We start from the raw sequence: 16,481 nt of genomic DNA, 5'->3' as shown, positions 1-16,481 counted from the left end.
TTTACTTCGGCGCAGCCGAACATCCAGGGCTTCACCGCGGCATGGCTCTGAAGTCTCTGGATCCCCGCCTGCGCGGGGATGACGAGCAAAGGCGGCGCGTCCCACGCGTAGTTATGACAACTGACGTAACTCTCAAATCGTCATTCCCGCGAACGCGGGAATCCAGCGACTTTCGTGCAGCTACGGTTAAAGGCACTGGATGTTCGGCTGCGCCGAAGTAAAGCGGAGCCCGCGTTCGCGGGAATGACGTTCTGGAAGGAAGCGGGTACGTGAAGTAAAGAGCAGTCTGAGGGCCGTTATCTTGGCTACGAGGCCTCACTGCCTCACCAAGCGACCCGCATCCGCCACCTCACGCCGAAAACCCACCATCCACCGAAATCGCCGTACCCGTAATGAAATTCCCGCCCGGCCCGGCCAGATGCGCCACCGTCGCGGCAACATCCTCGGCGCGGCCGAATTCGCCCAGCGGCAGGCCGGCGCGCTGGTGGTCGGCGCCTTCGCCGTCGGCCGGGTTCATGTCGGTATCGACCGGGCCGGGCTGGACCACGTTGACGGTGATGCCGCGCTTGCCCAGGTCCTGCGCCAGACCCTTGCTCATGCCGATCACCGCGGCCTTGCTCATCGAATACAGCGTCATGCCCGGCGCGCCGACGCGCTCGCCCAGGCAACTGCCGATGGTGATGATGCGGCCGCCGCGCGGCAGATGTCTGGACGCGGCCTGCGCGGCCACGAACGGTGCGCGCACATGGATCGCCATCACCCGCTCGTAGCTCTCGGCGCTTTCGTCCTCAAACGGACCGTAGGCAAACACGCCGGCGTTGTTGACCACGATGTCGATGCGGCCGAACTCGGCCACCGTGCGTTCGACCGCGGCGATCACCGCCTGCGGATCGGCGCTGTCGGCGGCCAGTGCGAGCGCGCGGCGGCCGCCGGCCTGGATGTGCTGGGCGACCGCGTTGGCTTGGTCGGCCGCGCGCGCATAGGTCAGCACCACGTCGGCGCCGTCGTCGGCCAGGCGCTTGGCGATCGCCGCGCCGATGCCGCGGCTGCCGCCGGTGACCAGGGCGACTTTTCCTGCGAGGGGAAGGCTCATGTCGAAGGGTTCCAGAAGATGGGAGTAGGGCGCCCACGCTAGCCCGGTCGCGACCGTTGCGCAGCGGGGGCGGTCAGGACGATGCGTATCGCGGTCGTGGGGTGAGCCGATTCGGTTCTGTGAATTTCGTCGCTTCGGAGCGGAAAGCGTCGGGGCTGAAGCCCCACCCGAAAAAAACTCGTCGCTTCGCAAAGGTTGTGGGAGCGCGCGTGGGCCGACGCGTTACCGGCAAGGTCGCTGTATCGCTTGCGACACAACCCGCCGCGACCCGTCCCCGCGACCTGCCAACATGCACAAGCCCAGCCCCGGGGCGAGGCGCTACACTCGGGACCTCACCCGCTGCCGTGGTTTTCCATGCGTACCTCGATCCTGACCGTTTGCCTTGTCGCGGCCCTGACCGCCGCCGCCGGTTGCTCGCGCGATGCCGCGCCGGCCGCCGACGCTTCCAAGACCACCGCGACGCCGGAGGCCAAAGTGACCGACACCGCCGTAGCCGCGGCCGACCGCGACGAGCATTCCTACGCCCAGCCCGATCTGGTGCGCATCGACGATCTGGCCCTGCTGCTCGCGGTCGATTTCGCCAGCAAGACCCTGACCGGCAGCGCGACCTACACCCTGCAATGGACCGATCCGAAGGCCAGCCAGCTCGTGCTCGACACGCGCGATCTGAAGATCGAAAAGATCGTCGGCGAGCGCGACGACGGCAAGTGGGTCGACCTCAAGTACGCCGTGGCCGACGCCGACAAGACCCTCGGCAGCAAGCTCACCATCGAAGCGCCGGACCGCAACAAGCGCATCCGCGTGAGCTACGCGACCTCGCCGAACGCATCGGGCCTGCAGTGGCTCGAGCCGTCGATGACCCAGGGCAAGAAAACGCCCTTCATGTTCAGCCAGTCGCAGCAGATCCACGCGCGTTCGTGGGTGCCGTTGCAGGATACGCCGAGCGTGCGCTTCACCTACACCGCGCATGTCACCGCGCCGAAGGACGCGATGGTGCTGATGAGCGCCGACAACGATCCCAAGGCCGCGCGCGACGGCGACTACGAATTCAAGATGCCGCAGAAGATCCCGTCGTATCTGCTGGCGATCGCGGCCGGCGATCTGGTGTTCCAGCCGATCTCCAACCGCAGCGGCGTGTGGGCCGAGCCGGGCATGGTCAAGAAGGCCGCGACCGAATTCGTCGACACCGAAAAGATGATGGAGACCACCGAGAAGTTGTACGGCCCCTACCGCTGGGAGCGTTACGACATCCTGGTGCTGCCGCCGTCGTTCCCGTACGGCGGCATGGAGAACCCGCGCCTGACCTTCGCCACGCCGACGGTGATCGTCGGCGACAAGTCGCTGGTGTCGCTGGTCGCGCATGAGCTGGCGCACAGCTGGTCGGGCAACCTGGTCACCTTCAGCAGCAGCAAGGACGCCTGGCTCAACGAAGGCTTCACCAGCTACGTCGAGAACCGCATCGTCGAGGCGCTGTACGGCAAGGAGCGCTCCGACATGGAGAGCGTGATCGGCCGCAACGAACTGGCCGCCGAGTTCAAGACCATCGATCCCAAGCTGCAGGCGCTGGCGCTCAAGCCCGGCGTGCTCAAGGACCCGGACGAAGCCAGCAGCGCGACGGTGTACACCAAGGGCGCGTGGTTCCTGCAGTTCCTCGAACAGCGCTACGGCCGCGAGGTGTTCGATCCGTTCCTGCGCGACTACTTCAATCACTTCGCGTTCCAGAGCATCTCGACCAAGCAGTTCGTCGACTACGCCAAGGCCAACCTGCTCGCCAAGCATCCGGGCAAGGTCAGCGAAGCCGAACTGGACGAATGGATCTACGGCCCGGGCATTCCGAAGTCGGCGCCGGCCACGGTGTCGCCGCGCTTCGACGCGGTCGATGCCGCGCGCAAGACCTGGGTCGACGGCGGCGCATTGCCGGACAAGGCGCTGACCGCGAAGTGGACCACCCAGGAATGGGTGCATTTCATCGAAGGCATGCCGGAAAAACTCAGCGTCGAGCAGCTCACCGCGCTGGATGCGGCGTACAAGTTCACCGGCACGCCGAACGGAGAGATCGCCCAGCGCTGGTATCCGTTGGCGGTGCGCAGCGGCTATCACCAGGCCGATCAGGCCATCGCCGCGTTCCTCACCACGATCGGCCGGCGCAAGCTGATCATGCCGACCTACGGCGAACTGGTGAAAACGCCCGAAGGCCTGAAGCTGGCCGAGGACACGTTCGCCAAGGCCAAGCCGGGTTATCACCCGATCACCACCGCCTCGGTCGAGGCGACGATCGCCAATGCCAAGGAGCCGGCGCAGCCGTCGGCGGCCGGGCAGTAAGCCGGTCCGGTAGCGCAAGCGCATGAGCCTGCGAGGCATCATCAAGACGGTCGCCCTGGTGGCGGCCGTTTTGTTGTGCGCGGTATTCGCGTGGTTGTGGTGGGACCCGTACCGCGTCGTGCTGGCCGATTTCGCCCGCCAGCGCATCGCCGCCGGGCTGACCCGCAACGCGGCCAGGATCGACGATCACCGCTGGGTCTACGCCTACAACGACGATGCGCCGGCGAACGCGCCGACCGTCGTCATGATCCATGGCTTCACCGGCGGCAAGGAAAACTGGTATCCGCTCGCGCAGCGCCTGCGCGGCCGCTATCGCCTCTTCATTCCGGATCTGCCGGGCTGGGGCGAGAGCGAGCGCAAGCAGGGCGGGGATTACGGTTTCGTCGCCCAGAACGACCGCGTCGCGCGCTTCATCGAGCAGGTCGCGCGCAAGAACGGCAGCCCGATCGTGCTGCTCGGCCATTCGATGGGCGGCGGCATCGTCGCGCTGACCGCCGCGCGGCATCCGCGTCAGGTCGATCGGGTCGGTCTGTTCGACGCGGCCGGCGTGCGCTTCAAGGACAACCGGTTCGGCATCGAGGTGCTGGACGGCAAGAACCCGTTCGCGGTCGACGACGCGGCATCCTTGCGACGCTACATCGACACCGTGTTCCACGATCCGCTTACCAAACCGACGATCCCGTGGCCGGCCGACGGCATCTACATCGAGCGACGCAAACGCGATGCAGCCTTCGAGCAATCCGTGCTCGACAAGATCGGTCGTAGCGACGAACGTTTCCTGCCGGGCATCGAGGCCGCGCGCATCGCCCAGCCGGCGCTGCTGCTATGGTGCCGGCAGGACGCGGTGATCGATGCCAGCGCGCTGGAGTTGTACGCCGCGCAACTGCCGCAGGCGCAGCGCGTATTGCTCGACGGTTGCGGCCACATGTCGATCGTCGAACGTCCCGATGCGGCCGCGCAGGCCGTGACCCAACTGATAGACAAGGGCCAAGCACGATGAATACCCGTACCGCCACCTTGCTGCTCGCCGCCGCGATGATCCTGAGCGCCTGCGAAAAGCCCGATCCCAAGATCGCCGAAGCGGCCAAGGCCGCGCAGCAGGAACAGGCCGCGGCGACCGCGGCCAAGGATTTCGACGGCGCCTACGGTCAGCAGAACTGGGAAATGGCCGCGGCCTACGGCGAGATCGTCACCTCCAAGTATCCGGGCACGCCGACCGCCGACCGGGTGCGGCCGCTGTACGAACAAGCGCAGGGCAAGGCCAAGCTCGCGCGCGAGCAACGCCGGGTCGAATCGCTGTGGTCGTACATGAGCACGCCGGTCAAGACTGACAAGGGCAAGGACGGCACCCAGCTGTCGGCGTCGCTGTACGCGAAGGCCAACGTCGAAACCGACGGCCGCACGCCGCGACCGGTGCAGCTGATCTTCCGCGATCATCCCGATTGGGGCCGCAGCAGCTACCTCGTGCTGCAGGTCGGCGATTTCAATTGCTACGGCGGCTGCAAGCTCAAGGTCGGCATCGACGGCAAGATCAAGACCATGGCAGGGCGCCGGCCGAAGACCGACGAAGCGATCGCGATGTTCATCGAGGACGAACGCGGCCTGTGGCGCATGCTCGACAAGGCCAAGGAGCTGACCATCGAGTTCCCGGTCAAGGCCGGCGGCACGCGCACGGCGACGTTCGAGGTCGGCGGGTTGAAGCAGGATAAGTTGCCGGGTTGGAAGTGAGGGCGGGCATGCGCGGCGCTTGGGGTTTAGCGATGTTCGGCCTGATGGTTTCCGCGATTTTTTTGGCCGGGCGTGCCGACGCCGCTGAGGGAAAGCGCGAAAAATTCGAAGTCAGCAAGGTCGTTGGGGAACGCGGCATGGAGCGGCCCGATGTGCCGCAACCGCCGCAACGCGACTCGCCGCGCGGCCGCGCGCTGGCCGCGTTGGCTGTGATGGACGGCGCGTTGACGTTGTACTCGTTGCAGCCCTATGTGCCTCCGGACTTGCCGCCGGTCGAGGGCGCTCGCGGCAGCGCCAAGTACATCGCCGCGCAAAAGCGCAACGAAGAAATCCTGGAGCGCAGTCAAGACGAGTGGTGCAAGCGCGGCGACTGTCTGTCCGGCAACAAGGTGCTCGGCAAGGTCGCGGTGAAGGCCAAGAACGATCGCAGTCAGATGATGAGGGCCTTGCGCGAATCGCTCGGGAAAATTCCCGGCTACGCTTCTATGTGTCATCCCGAGTACCGGCACGGCGTCGCGTTCGTATCGGGCGGAAAGCGCTATGACGTGCTGTTGTGCTACCAGTGCGGACAGGTTCGGGTCGTCATCGACGGCGACGAGGAAAACAGCTCCGACGGCCAGACCTACTCGATGGGCAGTCAGGCCGCATTGAACGCGATCCTGCGCAAGGCGCGGATCCCGCTGGCGAAAGCATCGTGGGGACCGTCGGAAGAATGAGTTCGCTTTTCGGTCACGCAACGGGATCGGCGATGCCGTTGCCGATCGCTGAAACAGCGCGGGTGATTTACGACGGAACGCGGCCGTGAAGCAACGCATCGTGCGAATCGCCCTGTGGATCGCCGCGCTGATCCTGCTCGCGGCCCTGGGTGTGGCCACGGCCTGGTGGCTGTTCCTGCACTGGCAACCCGATCGCGAACGCTTTCCCTTGCGCGGCATCGACGTATCGCACCATCAAGCCGCGATCGACTGGCCCGCGGTCGCGCGCGACGACGTCGCCTTCGCCTATCTCAAGGCCAGCGAAGGCGGCGACCACCGCGACCGGCGTTTCGCCGAGAACTGGCGCGCCGCGCGAGCGGCCGGCATCGCCACCGGCGCGTACCACTTCTTCACCTTCTGCCGCGGCGGCGCCGAGCAGGCGCGCAACTTCATCGGCGCGGTGCCGGTCGCCGCCGACGCCTTGCCGCCGGCGGTGGACCTGGAGTTCGGCGGCAACTGCGGCAAGACCCCGGACGACGCGACCTTGCGCCGCGAACTCGACGCCTACCTGCAAGCGGTCGAACAGGCGTATGCGAAGCCGGCGCTGCTGTACGTCACGCCCGAATTCCTGGCCGCGTATCGTCAAGCGTTGCCGCCGCGCGCGTTGTGGCGACGCGCCATCGTGCGCGCGCCCGATGCGAGCGCGCCGTGGGTGCTGTGGCAGTACCACAACCGCGCGCGGGTCGCGGGCATCGTCGGTCCGGTGGATCTGAACGTGTTCGACGGCGACGCGGCCGCGTTCGCGCGCTGGCGCGACAGCGTGGCGCCGTCGCAGCCGCGCGCAGGTACCGAGACGGACAAGCAGGCGCCTTAAGTGAAGGGATGATCGCCGCTCAGGCTGTCCCGGCACGGCGTCGCCGACGGCCGGGCAGGGGGAATGCGGTGGTGCTGGGCTTGCGTTCGCAAGCCATCGCGCATCGCATCAGTGCTTGAAGCAATCCGCCGTGGCGCCGTCGATTCGGCGGTACTGCAACACCGTACCCGGCGCGACATCGAAACGCCGCCCGTCGAGCACCGCGCCGTCGCCCTGGACGTACCCGCTCAGACAAGGCGCGAAATCCGCGGCGCGCAACGGCGATTCGCCGCCGTCGAGCACGAAACGGCGGAACACCTCGGCGTCGCCCGCCGACATGCCCGCGGTGATCGCGGCGATCAGGGCGGAGTTGTCGACGCGGTACGCCGGTTGCTTGCGCGCCTTGAGGATCAAGGCCTGCAGCACGTCGTCGAGTCCGCGCCGTCCATCGCTGGCGCGCCGCAGCGACAGTTCGGCCTGCCATGCGGCCAGATAGCCGCGTTGGTACAGCAGCTGCTCGGCATCGGGATCGCTCCAGAATCGATCGCCCGCCGCGTCGGCGCCCAGCCCGCGACGCTTGACCAGGTTGTAACGCAGGATGCGCTCGTTGAAGGCATCCAGCGCCTGCGCCGAATCGAACAGGCCGGCACGGGTCAGCACGCGCACGGCGAAGAACTCGGTGAAACCTTCGGTGAACCAGTAGCCGCGCGGCTCCTTGCGCTCGTCGCCCTGGATCGACAGCCGCAGCGTCTGCCCGATCCATTGATGCGAGTACTCGTGCGCCAGCAGCCAACGCAACAAACCGCGTTCGTCGCGATCGCGCAGATCGTAATCGGCCGCGATATACGTGGTGAACGCACGTTCCAGGCCGGTGCCGCCGCCGATGCGGATGCCTTTTTCCTCGCCGCCTGTCGCGCCATGCAGACCGATCAGGAACCACGGCTGGCTGTCGCGATAGAACGCGCGCACGCCGCCGAGCACGGCGCGAACATCCTCGTCGAAAGCGCGACGGTCGAAGCCCGGCGCCATCGCCGACAGCGCGACTGCGATCTTGCCGTCGCGGGTGTCGAGCGTGCTCAAGTGGATGGCGCCGCCAATGAACAGGCTATCGCGTAACCTCGCAAGTTGAACCGGGGTCGTTGCGAGACGAGCGCCGGGGCCGAACGAAGAGGCGAAGTGCGCGTCGTCGGCGACAGCGCGCGCATCGAACTCGAACGCGATGGTGTCGCTGTCGCGCGCGCCAGTCGGCAGCACCAGGGCGGTGTGTCCGACCAGATGCAGCATGCCGGCCTGCACGATAGGCCGATGCACCGCCATCGGTTCGGCGCCGAGCACGGACGCGCCGCTGGGCGCGATGCGATAACGCACGGTCAGCGGCTGGCCGGGCGCGTGGCGCACGGTCCAGCCCGATGCGTCCTGGCTGACACTCAACGCGCGTCCGCTCCCATCCTCGACACGCAAGTCGCGGATGAGCCGGCGCGCGTCGCGCACGTCGGCCCATTGGTCCTCGTTGGCGAAGGTGGTGCGTCCGTCGCTGTCGCCGCGCGTGCGCAGCGACAGGCTGAGCCCTTGTTCGGCATCCAGACGCTCCAGGCGCAGCGCGATCGGAATCGGCGAAGCGGCGGCCGACGCCAGCGGCGCCAGCACGGCCAGTATCAGCAAGCCGAACAAGCGGCTGCGCATGTCTCGTTCCATGAGTGGATTCCTCGGCGATGTTCGGTTGAGCGGAGGTTTCGCAGGCGACGTGCTGGATGTTCGAACGACCCCGATCGCGATGGAACGCGTTCGCCTATTTGGAACTGTCCGGATCGATTCTAAGCCGAGACAACGGCGTCATGCAGCGGCGGCCATGAGCACGCGAAGAAGCATTGCGCCGGTAGCGACCGAGTGTCCGCATCGCGGCTTGCGCCACTTCTGCACGCGGATTGCGCACCCGCGCGACCGCCGATGCACGACCCAAACAAAAATCCCGGCCGAAGCCGGGATTGTCTGCAACGCATCGCGATCTACGCCGAAGCCGGAATCCGCTTCAACGATTCCCGACTCCCCATTCCCGATTCCCGGCTTTAAAGCGCGTATCCGAACTGCTGACGGAACTGCTCGGCGAATTCTTCGTAATCGAAGCGCTGGTTCTGCGTGCCCGGATGCTCGACCTTCAACGCGCCCATCAGATTGGCCATGCGGCCGATCGTCAGCCAGTCGTAGCCCTTCTCGATGCCGAAGATCAGGCCGGCGCGGAACGCGTCGCCGCAGCCGGTCGGATCGGTCACGCGGCGCTCGTGCGCCGGCGGAATGTCGTAGCTCTTTTCGGCGGTGTGGATCTGCGAACCGTGCGGGCCGCGCGTGGTGATGTAGGCCTTCACGCGCTTGACGATGTCGCTCTCGCTCCAGCCGGTGCGCTCTTGCAGCAGGTTGGACTCGTAATCGTTGACGGTGACGTAGTCGGCCTGCTCGATGAAATGACGCAGTTCTTCGCCGTTGAACAACGGCATCGCCTGGCCCGGATCGAAGATGAAGGGAATGCCCAGCTCGGCGAATTCGGTGGCGTTCTGGATCATGCCTTCGCGGCCGTCGGGACTGACGATGCCGAAGGTCACGCCCTTCACGTCGCGCACGTGATTCTCGTACGAACGCATCATCGCGCCGGGATGGAACGCGGTGATCTGGTTGTTGTCGTGATCGGTGGTGATGAACGCCTGCGGCGTGAACAGCTCCGGGATTTCCTTGACGCACTCAAGGCGGATCTTCTGTTCTTCGAACCATTCGCGGTAAGGACCGAAATCCTGGCCGACGGTGGCCATCGGAATCGGATCGCCGCCCAGCAGCTTGAGGTTGTACGCGATGTTGCCGGCGCAGCCGCCGAATTCGCGGCGCATGCGCGGCACCAGGAACGACACGTTCAAGATGTGAACCTTGTCCGGCAGGATGTGGTTCTTGAACTGGTCCGGGAACACCATGATGGTGTCGTAGGCCAGCGAGCCGCAAATCAGTGCAGACATGGTCACCCCAAAAGAAAAAGTCGCGAATGCGAAAGCGGGCGGTGAAAGACCGCCCGGCGGCGTAGGGTAGCGGGTGGGCGCGCGGGCGGCCAGTTTTTTGCGCTCGGCCCGGCGCCGGCGGGCACCGCGAGGGGCCCGCGGCGGCCCGACCGGGCGGTTCCCGTCCGACCCCGGAACCGGCCGCGACAGGCCGCCGACCGACCGGCGACCTAGGGTTATCCCCAGGGGTGCCGGGCTCGATCCGGGCCCACTTGCTGAATAGCGCAGGCCGAGCGAAACCGTTGATTTTCCTTGCTCGCAGGGGGGGCGGTTGCTAGGCTTATGCCCCCCGCTCGCCCCAACTTTTAACGGCCCAATCCCCCGATGTTCAAGAAGTTTCGCGGCATGTTCTCCAATGACCTGTCCATCGACCTGGGCACGGCCAACACCCTCATTTATGTGCGCGGGCAAGGGATTGTCCTGAACGAGCCGTCCGTGGTCGCAGTGCGCCAGGACCGGCTGATCGGCGGAAATCGGACCGTGGCGGCGGTCGGCGGCGAGGCCAAGCAGATGCTCGGCCGCACCCCCGGCCACATCACCACGATCCGGCCGATGAAGGACGGCGTCATCGCCGACTTCACCTACACCGAGGAAATGCTCAAGCATTTCATCCGCAAGGTGCACAAATCGCGCTTCCTGCGCCCGAGCCCGCGCGTGCTGGTGTGCGTGCCCTGCGGCTCGACCCAGGTCGAGCGCCGCGCGATCAAGGAATCGGCCGAAGAGGCCGGCGCGCGCGAGGTCTACCTGATCGAAGAACCGATGGCCGCGGCGATCGGCGCCGGCATGCCGGTGACCGAGGCGCGCGGCTCGATGGTCGTCGACGTCGGCGGCGGCACCACCGAGGTCGCGGTGATCGCGCTCAACGGCATCGTCTACTCGGCCTCGGTCCGCATCGGCGGCGACCGCTTCGACGAATCCATCATCAACTACGTGCGCCGCACCTACGGCACCCTGATCGGCGAAGCCACGGCCGAGCGGATCAAGCTCGAAATCGGCTGCGCCTACCCGCAGGAGCGCGCCGCGACCATCGAGATCTCCGGCCGCAACCTCGCCGAGGGCGTGCCGAAGATGGTGCGGATCAACTCCAACGAAGTGCTCGAAGCGCTGCGCGAGCCGCTGGCCGGCATCGTCGCGGCGATCAAGCTGGCGCTGGAGCAGACCCCGCCGGAACTGTGCGCCGACGTCGCCGAGCGCGGCATCGTGCTCACCGGCGGCGGCGCGCTGCTGCGCGACCTGGACCGTCTCATCAGCGAGGAAACCGGCCTGCACGTGCAGGTCGCCGACGATCCGCTGACCTGCGTCGCCCGCGGCGGTGGCCGCGCGCTGGAGCTGGTCGACATGCACGGCAACGAGTTTTTCGCGCCAGAGTGAGGCCGGGAATGGGGAATCGGGAGTCGGGAATCGTAAGAGCCCGTTCGCCGCGTCCGGTTCCCCTTCGCCGTCAGGCGTTAGTGTCAGCAGTTACCTGGCAAGCGCGCGCAGCGACCCGTCGCTGCGTTCTCGCTTTTACGAATCCCGACTCCCGAATCCCGACTCCCGGCCCCCATGCCTCCCTACGCCGGTCCATCCACCGCAGCCCGTAGCGGCGAAGTCGCCGACACGTTGCGCCTGATGGCGTACCTGGCGTTGGCGCTGACCCTGATCGTGCTCGATCACCGCGGCGGCTGGCTCAATCAAGCGCGCAAGCAGACCGCGACCCTGGTCGCGCCGCTGTGGGCGGTCGCCGGCTGGCCCGGGCGGCTGATCGAGCGGGTCAGCGACGACGCCGGCACCATGAGCCAGCTGACCGAGGAAAACCGCAAGCTGCGCAACGACGCGCTGGTCAATCAGGCGCGCATGGCGCGGCTGCAGTCGATCGCGGCGGACAACCTGCGTTTGCGCGGTCTGCTGGAAGCGGCCGAGCGCGGCAATCTGGATGTGGTCCTCGCGCCGATCCTCGATATCGACCTCGATCCGACCCGCCAGCGCCTCGTGCTCGACGCCGGCAGCCGCGACAAGGTGCGCGTCGGCCAGAGCGTGATCGATGCCGGCGGCCTGCTGGGCCAGATCACCGGCATCACCCCGCTGCACGCCAGCGTGCTATTGATCACCGACCCCTCGCATGCGGTGCCGGTGGTGGTCGCGCGCAACGGCGTGCGTCTGGTCGCGTACGGCGAAGGGCGCAGCGACAGCCTCAACCTGCGCAGCGTGCCGCTGTCCAGCGACGTGCGCGTCGGCGACATGCTGGTGACCTCGGGCCTGGGCGGACGCTTTCCGCCGGGCTTCCCGGTCGGCACCATCGCCGCGCTTAAACCTGATGACAGCCGCGCGTTCCTGGTCGGCGAAGTGAAACCCGCCGCGCAGCTCGATCGCGGCCGCGAAGTGCTGGTGCTGCTGTCGATCCCGCCGCCGCCGGCCGACACCACCCAGTTCGACACCCAGCCGGCCGTGCCCGAAGCCCAGGCTGCGTCGAGCCCGGCCGCGCAGGCCGCGGCGACCCGCGCCGCGGCCGATGCCGCGGCGGCGGTCGCGGCGGCCAAGCACAAGGCCAGGAAATCCAAGCCGCCGGCCACGGCGACGACTAATACGGCTGCTGCGTCCACGGCCACTGGCGCCACGCGTCCTGGCGCGAGCGCAGCCAACGCACCCGCAGGCAACGCTGCGAACGGTTCGCGCGCCGCGGCCAATCCGGCCACGGCCGGCCGCAACCCGCGCCAGGCGGCGAACGCGCCCGCATCGCGCCCCACCCAAGCCGCGCCGACCACCCCCCGCCCACCCGCCGCCGCGCCCACGCGCGACGCCGCACCGCCGCCCGCCGAGAACCGCCCGTGACCCGCGCCCGCCACCATTGGGTGTTGCCGACCAGCCTGGTCGTCGCGCTGGCGCTGAGCCTGCTGCCGATGCCGCAGGTGCTGCTGCCGCTGCGGCCGTATTGGGTCGGGCTGGTGCTCGCGTACTGGGTGATCGAAGACCCGGATCGGGTCGGGCTGGGATTCGCGTTTCTGGTCGGTCTGGCCGGCGACTTGGTCTCCGACGGCCTGCTCGGCGAACAGGCGCTGCGGCTGGTGGTGATGACCTTCATCCTGCAGCGCTTCCGCGCGCGGCTGCGGTTCTTCCCGCTGTCGCAGCAGGCGCTCGCGGTCGGCGGTCTGATGCTCAACGACCGCATCGTCACCGCCGCCATCCACATGGTCCTGCGCGAACCGGCGCTGCCGTCGGCGTTCTGGTTCTCGCCGCTGACCGGCATGGTGCTGTGGCCGTTGATCTTCCTGCTGCTGGACGCGCTGCGTCTGGGCAGCTGGCGGAGACGCTGAGATGGGCCCGCGCCGCCGCCTGCTCGGACGTCATCCGCTGAAAAAGCGGGTGTTGAAGAACACCGCGGCCGAGGCCGACCAGTTCCGCCTGCGCGCCGCCGTCGCCTTCGCCTGCGTGCTGATCGGGGTGATCGGCCTGGGCTTCTGGTACTTCCGCCTGCAGGTGTGGCAGCACGACGACTACGCCATGCGTTCGGAGGCCAACCGGGTCAAGCTGCGCCCGGTGGTGCCCGGCCGCGGCCTGATCTACGACCGCCAGGGCCGCATCCTGGCCGACAACGTGCCCGCGTTCCGGATCGAAGTGACCCCGAGCGAAGCCGGCGACAGCGAAGACTGGTTGCCGCAGCTGGCCAAGGTGGTCGCGCTGACGCCCGAGGACATCGCGCGGTTCGAAGACGAACGCCGCGCCTCGCGCGGGTTCAAGCCCATCGTCCTGAAGATGCGGGTCAGCGACGAAGAAGTCGCCGCGTTCGCGGTCGACCGCTGGCGTTTCCCCGGCGTCGAACTGGTCTCCTACCTCAATCGCCGCTATCCCTACGGCGAGTTGTTCGCGCACGTGATCGGCTACGTCGGCCGCATCGACACCAAGGACCAGGAGGCGATGGGGCGCAGCGTGCTGACCCACACCGGCAAGACCGGCCTGGAGCGCTCCTACGAAGAACAACTGCGCGGCCAGATCGGCTACGAGCAGATCGAAACCAACGTCGACGGCCGCCCGATCCGTCAGGTCGGCCACGTCCCGGCCAAGCCCGGCGCCGACCTGCGCCTGAGCATCGACCTGGACCTGCAGCGCGCGATGGTCACCGCGTTCGGCGACATGGACGGCTCGGCGGTCGCGGTCGATCCGCGCACCGGCGAAGTGCTGGGCATGGTCAGCCTGCCGAGCTACGACAGCAATCTGTTCGTCAACGGCATCTCCAGCGTCGACTACAAGACCCTCAACGACGACCCCTCGCGGCCGCAGTTCAACCGCAACGTGCTCGGCGGCGGCCCGCCGGGTTCGACCATGAAACCGTTCATGGCGTTGGCCGGCCTCGACAGCGGTTTCCGCCGCGCCGAAGACAAGACTCTATCGACCGGCGAATTCCACATCGCCGGGCAGAAGCGCGGCTATCGCGATTCGCACGGCGGCGGCCACGGCTGGGTCGATCTGCGCGAGTCGATCGCGCAGTCGGTCAACACCTACTACTACAAGCTCGCGCTGGAGATGGGCATCGACCGCGTCGATCAGTACATGACGCGTTACGGCTTCGGCCAGAAGACCGGCATCGATCTGCTCGGCGAAAACATCGGCATCCTGCCGTCGCCGGCGTGGAAGGCCAAGCGCAACAAGAAGGAAGGCTGGTACCCGGGCGAGACCGTGATCGCCGGCATCGGCCAGGGCTATTGGGTGGTGACCGCGCTGCAGCTCGCGCGCGGCACCGCCGCGATCGCCGACGGCGGCAACCTGCGCCAGTTGCATCTGGTGCGCGAGATCCGTACCGGTTACGAATCGCCGTGGGTGCCCAAGGTGCTGCAACCCACCACCCGCATCACCGACAACCCCGCGCACCTGCAAGCCGTGCACGAAGGCATGGAAGCGACCATCCACGGCGGCCGCGGCACCGCGACGATGATGGCGCGCGGCGCGCCGTACCGCATGGCCGGCAAGACCGGCACCGCGCAGAAGGTCAGCCGCAAGGGCAACGTCAGCATGAATCCGCATTCGCTGCCGTTCCATCTGCGCCATCAGGCGTTGTTTGTCGGTTACGCGCCGGCCGACAACCCGACCATCGCGGTCGCGGTGGTGGTCGAACATGGCGGCTACGGCGGCAGCACCGCCGCGCCGATCGCGCGCAAGATCTTCGACGCCTGGTTGCTCGGCAAGATGCCCGAACCGATCGTGCCGAAGGATGCACCCGCGCCGACCGTCGCGCCGCTGGCCGCCAACGGCGCCGCGCCCAAGCCCAGCGCCACCTCCAAACTCGGCGAAGCCGCCGCCCAGGCCGAACAGGACGCGCCGAAAGGCCGGCCCGTCGCGGTCAACGGCGCCTGGGCCGAATCGGTCGCGCAGATCAACGCGCGCGTCGCCAGCCAGCCCGGCCACACCCCGCAAGTGTTGCAAGGCCCCTCGATGCTGCGCCCGGCCTTGCCCGGTTACGTGCCGAGCCAGACGCCGAGCGAAGCGCCGCGCAGCGACGACGCGCTGATCGAACCCGACCTCGACCCCGAGGCCAGCGACGACGACGCGGCGCCGGTCACCGCGCCGACCACGGAACCGCGCCGGTGAGAGTGATCCTGCGCTACCTGTGGGACATGACCCAGCGGTTCACCCGCACGCTGGACCTGATGATGCTCGCCGCGTTGCTGGCGCTGATGGCGATCGGCCTGGCGGTGCTGTACAGCGCCGGCGAACACTCCATGCGCATGGTGCTCGCGCAGGGCTCGCGCTTCGTCATCGGCCTGGCCGCGATGTGGGGCCTGTCGCGCATGTCGATGCCGCAACTGCGCAACTGGACCCCGGTGATCTACGCCGTGTCGATGATCCCGCTGCTGCTGGTGCTGGTGGTCGGCACCGGCAAGCACGGCCGCCACTGGATCGACCTGAAAGTTTTCTACTTCCAGCCGGCCGAGCTGCTCAAGCTGAGCCTGCCGATGATGGTGGCGTGGTACCTCAACCGTCAGGCATTGCCGCCGAAATTCTTCAACGTGATCGTCGCCGCCGTGCTGATCGGCGTACCGACCGTGCTGATCCTGCTGCAACCCGACTTCGGCACCGCGATGCTGGTCGGCATCAGCGGCGCGTTCGCCCTGTACCTCGCCGGCCTGTCGTGGTGGTGGTTCGCCGCCGCGTTCGGCGCCGTCTCCGCGATCGCCCCCGTCGCCTGGTTCTGGCTGCTGCGCCCGTACCAGAAAGACCGCATCCTGACCTTCCTCAACCCCGAGACCGACCCGCTGGGCACCGGCTGGAACATCATCCAGTCCAAGATCGCGATCGGCGCCGGCGGCATGACCGGCAAAGGCTGGCTGCAAGGCTCGCAGTCGCACCTCAACTACCTGCCCGAACACACCACCGACTTCATCTTCGCCGTGCTCAGCGAGGAATTCGGCTGGGTCGGCGTGATCACCGTGCTGGGCCTGTACCTGTTCGTCGTAGGCCGCTGCCTGTGGATCGCCGCCGACGCGCGTGACGGCTACTCGCGCCTGATCGCCGGTGCGTTGGGGTTGGCGTTCTTCGTCTACGTCATCGTCAACGGCGGCATGATTTCCGGCCTGCTGCCGGTGGTCGGCGTGCCGATGCCGCTGCTGAGCTACGGCGGCACCTCGGCTGTATCGTTGCTCGCAGGACTAGGCGTCGTCATGGCCGTACGCGCCCACAAACCCGTACACGGCGGCCGCTGACGCGCATCCCGCATGACCCCCTGTAGGAGCGGCGTCCTACTGGATTTCCTTCGGTCACAAGCCGCGACCGCGACCCCA

The 16,481-nt window shown here is 67.5% G+C and carries 13 protein-coding genes; 10 read left to right on the top strand and 3 right to left on the bottom strand.

Annotation, left to right across the window (positions count from 1 at the left end; all coding sequences use genetic code 11):
• Window positions 1-349: 349 nt before the first annotated feature.
• The gene (locus tag IEQ11_RS21550) at window positions 350-1,093 is read right to left on the bottom strand and encodes an SDR family NAD(P)-dependent oxidoreductase (protein WP_046658024.1); all 744 of its coding nucleotides are present in this window, start codon (window positions 1,091-1,093) and stop codon (window positions 350-352) included.
• Between the two features lie 354 nt (window positions 1,094-1,447).
• Here IEQ11_RS21550 and IEQ11_RS21545 point away from each other — a divergent pair, with 354 nt between their 5' ends.
• The 5 genes from IEQ11_RS21545 (at window position 1,448) to IEQ11_RS21525 (ending at window position 6,712) form a co-directional block, all read left to right on the top strand.
• Window positions 1,448-3,415: a M1 family metallopeptidase gene (locus tag IEQ11_RS21545; protein WP_191822231.1), complete on the top strand. Its 1,968-nt coding sequence runs from the start codon at window positions 1,448-1,450 to the stop codon at window positions 3,413-3,415.
• Between the two features lie 22 nt (window positions 3,416-3,437).
• A complete protein-coding gene (locus tag IEQ11_RS21540) occupies window positions 3,438-4,415 on the top strand; it encodes an alpha/beta fold hydrolase (RefSeq protein ID WP_191822232.1) in 978 nt (325 codons plus the stop codon).
• Complete coding sequence (locus tag IEQ11_RS21535; protein WP_228464718.1) at window positions 4,412-5,143, top strand: hypothetical protein; 732 nt, start codon at window positions 4,412-4,414, stop codon at window positions 5,141-5,143. Before IEQ11_RS21540 ends, IEQ11_RS21535 begins: the two co-directional genes overlap by 4 nt.
• Before the next feature lie 137 nt (window positions 5,144-5,280).
• On the top strand, window positions 5,281-5,859 hold the full coding sequence (locus tag IEQ11_RS21530) for a hypothetical protein (protein ID WP_191822233.1): 579 nt from the start codon (window positions 5,281-5,283) through the stop codon (window positions 5,857-5,859).
• An 85-nt stretch (window positions 5,860-5,944) separates the two neighbouring features.
• The gene (locus IEQ11_RS21525; protein WP_191822234.1) at window positions 5,945-6,712 is read left to right on the top strand and encodes a GH25 family lysozyme; all 768 of its coding nucleotides are present in this window, start codon (window positions 5,945-5,947) and stop codon (window positions 6,710-6,712) included.
• A gap of 108 nt (window positions 6,713-6,820) precedes the next feature.
• Here IEQ11_RS21525 and IEQ11_RS21520 read toward each other — a convergent pair whose 3' ends face one another.
• Together IEQ11_RS21520 and IEQ11_RS21515 are read right to left on the bottom strand one after the other, a co-directional pair.
• On the bottom strand, window positions 6,821-8,386 hold the full coding sequence (locus IEQ11_RS21520; protein WP_191822235.1) for a M61 family metallopeptidase: 1,566 nt from the start codon (window positions 8,384-8,386) through the stop codon (window positions 6,821-6,823).
• Window positions 8,387-8,757: 371 nt separating this feature from the next.
• Window positions 8,758-9,690, bottom strand: a complete 933-nt coding sequence (locus IEQ11_RS21515; RefSeq protein WP_036101619.1) for a carbohydrate kinase family protein — start codon at window positions 9,688-9,690, stop codon at window positions 8,758-8,760.
• A gap of 363 nt (window positions 9,691-10,053) precedes the next feature.
• Between IEQ11_RS21515 and IEQ11_RS21510 the strand changes: the two genes are divergently transcribed.
• The 5 genes from IEQ11_RS21510 to rodA all read left to right on the top strand — a co-directional run bounded on the left by IEQ11_RS21510 (window position 10,054) and on the right by rodA (window position 16,403).
• Complete coding sequence (locus IEQ11_RS21510) at window positions 10,054-11,100, top strand: rod shape-determining protein (protein WP_046658019.1); 1,047 nt, start codon at window positions 10,054-10,056, stop codon at window positions 11,098-11,100.
• Between the two features lie 174 nt (window positions 11,101-11,274).
• A complete protein-coding gene (gene mreC / locus IEQ11_RS21505; protein WP_191822236.1) occupies window positions 11,275-12,540 on the top strand; it encodes a rod shape-determining protein MreC in 1,266 nt (421 codons plus the stop codon).
• Window positions 12,537-13,022, top strand: coding sequence for a rod shape-determining protein MreD (mreD, locus tag IEQ11_RS21500; protein WP_046658017.1), 486 nt, complete (start codon window positions 12,537-12,539; stop codon window positions 13,020-13,022). Before mreC ends, mreD begins: the two co-directional genes overlap by 4 nt.
• A gap of 1 nt (window position 13,023) precedes the next feature.
• Window positions 13,024-15,291 carry a penicillin-binding protein 2 gene (gene mrdA, locus IEQ11_RS21495; protein WP_057922677.1) on the top strand — a complete coding sequence of 756 codons (2,268 nt, stop codon included), beginning with the start codon at window positions 13,024-13,026 and terminating at the stop codon, window positions 15,289-15,291.
• Window positions 15,288-16,403 carry a rod shape-determining protein RodA gene (rodA, locus tag IEQ11_RS21490; RefSeq protein ID WP_191822237.1) on the top strand — a complete coding sequence of 372 codons (1,116 nt, stop codon included), beginning with the start codon at window positions 15,288-15,290 and terminating at the stop codon, window positions 16,401-16,403. The genes mrdA and rodA overlap by 4 nt, the downstream gene beginning before the upstream one ends.
• Window positions 16,404-16,481 lie beyond the last annotated feature (78 nt).

The organism is Lysobacter capsici (genome assembly GCF_014779555.2).
In the GTDB taxonomy this organism is placed as follows: Bacteria; Pseudomonadota; Gammaproteobacteria; order Xanthomonadales; family Xanthomonadaceae; genus Lysobacter; species Lysobacter capsici.
Note: the sequence above shows the minus strand (reverse complement) of the source record. Positions and strands in the feature narration are given on the sequence as shown.

What these genes read in the sequence shown, in the direction of transcription:
- IEQ11_RS21535 (WP_228464718.1), top strand. Translation starts at nt 4,412, where the DNA reads ATGAATACCCGTACCGCCACCTTGCTGCTCGCCGCCGCGATGATCCTG.
- IEQ11_RS21540 (WP_191822232.1), top strand. Translation starts at nt 3,438, where the DNA reads ATGAGCCTGCGAGGCATCATCAAGACGGTCGCCCTGGTGGCGGCCGTT.
- IEQ11_RS21550 (WP_046658024.1), bottom strand. Translation starts at nt 1,093, where the DNA reads ATGAGCCTTCCCCTCGCAGGAAAAGTCGCCCTGGTCACCGGCGGCAGC.
- IEQ11_RS21530 (WP_191822233.1), top strand. Translation starts at nt 5,281, where the DNA reads ATGGAGCGGCCCGATGTGCCGCAACCGCCGCAACGCGACTCGCCGCGC.
- mrdA (WP_057922677.1), top strand. Translation starts at nt 13,024, where the DNA reads ATGGGCCCGCGCCGCCGCCTGCTCGGACGTCATCCGCTGAAAAAGCGG.
- IEQ11_RS21520 (WP_191822235.1), bottom strand. Translation starts at nt 8,386, where the DNA reads ATGGAACGAGACATGCGCAGCCGCTTGTTCGGCTTGCTGATACTGGCC.
- IEQ11_RS21510 (WP_046658019.1), top strand. Translation starts at nt 10,054, where the DNA reads ATGTTCAAGAAGTTTCGCGGCATGTTCTCCAATGACCTGTCCATCGAC.
- mreC (WP_191822236.1), top strand. Translation starts at nt 11,275, where the DNA reads ATGCCTCCCTACGCCGGTCCATCCACCGCAGCCCGTAGCGGCGAAGTC.
- IEQ11_RS21545 (WP_191822231.1), top strand. Translation starts at nt 1,448, where the DNA reads ATGCGTACCTCGATCCTGACCGTTTGCCTTGTCGCGGCCCTGACCGCC.
- IEQ11_RS21515 (WP_036101619.1), bottom strand. Translation starts at nt 9,690, where the DNA reads ATGTCTGCACTGATTTGCGGCTCGCTGGCCTACGACACCATCATGGTG.